General features: G+C 73.2%; 4 protein-coding genes. 2 read left to right on the top strand and 2 right to left on the bottom strand.

Features of this window, described 5'->3' with window-relative positions; translation table 11 throughout:
• Together G3I65_RS30905 and G3I65_RS30900 are read right to left on the bottom strand one after the other, a co-directional pair.
• On the bottom strand, nt 1–343 hold a 343-nt coding region (locus G3I65_RS30905), incomplete at its 3' end, for a sigma-70 family RNA polymerase sigma factor (RefSeq protein ID WP_160699234.1).
• A gap of 48 nt (nt 344–391) precedes the next feature.
• Nucleotides 392–907, bottom strand: a complete 516-nt coding sequence (locus tag G3I65_RS30900) for a bifunctional nuclease family protein (protein ID WP_086861838.1) — start codon at nt 905–907, stop codon at nt 392–394.
• 159 nt (nt 908–1066) lie between these two features.
• Here G3I65_RS30900 and G3I65_RS30895 point away from each other — a divergent pair, with 159 nt between their 5' ends.
• Together G3I65_RS30895 and G3I65_RS30890 are read left to right on the top strand one after the other, a co-directional pair.
• The gene (locus G3I65_RS30895; protein ID WP_160699233.1) at nt 1067–1543 is read left to right on the top strand and encodes an SRPBCC family protein; all 477 of its coding nucleotides are present in this window, start codon (nt 1067–1069) and stop codon (nt 1541–1543) included.
• 81 nt (nt 1544–1624) lie between these two features.
• A partial coding sequence (locus G3I65_RS30890) for an MFS transporter (RefSeq protein ID WP_160699232.1) occupies nt 1625–2013 on the top strand: 389 nt, incomplete at its 3' end.

Raw genomic sequence — 2013 nt, 5'->3', positions numbered from 1 at the left:
GGCCGGGGTCGTCCGAGCCCGCGGCCGGGAACGGCTGCAGCCACGGGATCTCGAACGACGGCGTCAGCGGCGCGGCGGGATCGTCGCTCGGGCGCCCGAGGCCCGACGGCAGCGGCCGCCGCGCCCGGCCTTCCAGCGCGGTCAGGCACGCGTTGGTGGCGATGCGGTAGAGCCAGGTGCGCACCGACGCGCGCGCCGGGTCGTAGCCCGGCCAGGCTTTCCAGGCGCGGACGAAGGTTTCCTGCACCAGGTCCTCCGCCTCGTGCACCGAGCCGAGCATGCGGTAGCAGTGCGCCAGTAGCTCACGGCGGTGCGGCTCGGCGGCCGCGGCGAAGTCCGGCATCGGTGTCCCTCCCGCCGGGAAATCTACCGGCGGGACGGGCGCGAGCGCTCAGAGGTCGTCGAAGTCCTCGGGCCGCAGGCCGTCGAGCTCGGCGCGGAACCGGGCGACCTCGGCCTCGGTGTCGAGCACGTCGGCGGCCGGCCCTTCGGTCTCCTGCTCGACCTCGAGCTGCACGGACGCGACGTCGAGCACCTCTTCGGCGACGCGGATCGGCGCGCCCTGGCGCAGGCCGAGCGCGACCGCGTCGCTGGGCCGGGCCGACACGCGGGTGCCGGAGGCGAGCACGAGGTCGGCGTAGAAGATGCCGTCGCGCACCTCGGTCAGCTCGACCGCGGCGACGCCCTGGCCGAACGCCGCGAGCACGTCACCGAGCAGCTCGATCGTGCCCGGGCGCGGCTGCGCGATCTGCTCCCGCGCCCGCACCAGTGCTTCGGCCTCGCCGTAGCCGATCATGATGGCGAGCCAGCGGCGGGCGCCGTCGGGTTCCCGGAGCAACATCAGGGGCGCCTCCCCCGGCACCGGAACGGCCATCCCCACGACCTCGATCGGGATCACGCTGACCACCGCACCCTCCGTGTCAAGAGTCCTCCGCGCGCCAGGTACCCAGAATGTCCGGACCGCAACCCGGTTTGACGCGGGGGTTTTTCACGGCGGGCTCTCCTGGGCTGCGGACAACGCCGGGATGCCTTGCCCGGGCGCCGGGAGCGCTGTCACCGTCGGGGGGTGGAACCGACGATTTCGCGCAGCGTGACCGTCCCGGTCGGCGCGGGCACGGTGTGGTCCTGGGTCACCGACCTGCCGCGGATGGGCGAGCTGAGCCCGGAGAACGTCGGCGGCCGCTGGCTCGACGGCACCGGCCCGGCACTGGGCGCGCGGTTCCGCGGCCGCAACGAAAACGGCGCCCTGCGGTGGTGGACGCGGGTGCGGGTGGTCGTGTTCGAGCCGGAACGCCGGTTCGCCTTCGACGTCCGCACGCCGTTCGGTTCGCGGGTTTCGCGCTGGGAGTACGTGCTGACGCCGGCGCCGGACGGCTGCGTGGTGACCGAAAACTGGTACCGGATCGGCAGCTGGATCGTGCGGAAGTTCATGGGCCCGCGGGTCACCGGCCGCGCCGACCGGCCCGGGTACAACGCCGAGTCGATCGAGTACACCCTCGCGGCGCTCAAGGCGCGGGCCGAGGCGCAGGCCGCCGCCGCGTGAGCTAGATCGCTCCGAACAGGTCAGTCTCTTGTTGAAACTCGCGTTCTCCGGCTAGGTTGCTTTTTCAGACCTAGGAGGGACATGACCGACACCGCGCCGAAGCCCGGCCTCGTGCTGCTGGTCGTCTCGACGGCGGCGTTCCTCGCCAGCCTCGACACGTTCATCGTCACCATCGCCTTCCCCGGCATCCGGGCCGCATTCCCCGGCGACGACCTGGCGACGCTGTCGTGGGTGCTCAACGGCTACACGGTGCTGTTCGCCGCGTGCCTCGCCCCGGCCGGGCGGCTGGCCGACCGCTACGGCCGCAAGCGGCTGTTCCTCGCCGGGGTCGCGGTGTTCACGCTGGCCTCGGCCGCCTGCGCGGCGGCGCCGTCGATCCCGGTCCTCGTCCTCTTCCGCGCGGTGCAGGCGATCGGCGCGGCGCTCGTCATGCCGACGTCGCTGGCGCTGCTGCTGACGGCGTTCCCGCC

This window comes from Amycolatopsis sp. SID8362 (assembly GCF_010550475.1).
In the GTDB taxonomy this organism is placed as follows: Bacteria; Actinomycetota; Actinomycetes; order Mycobacteriales; family Pseudonocardiaceae; genus Amycolatopsis; species Amycolatopsis eburnea.
The sequence above is the reverse complement of the archived record's forward strand: the minus strand, read 5'-3'. Positions and strand labels throughout refer to the sequence as shown.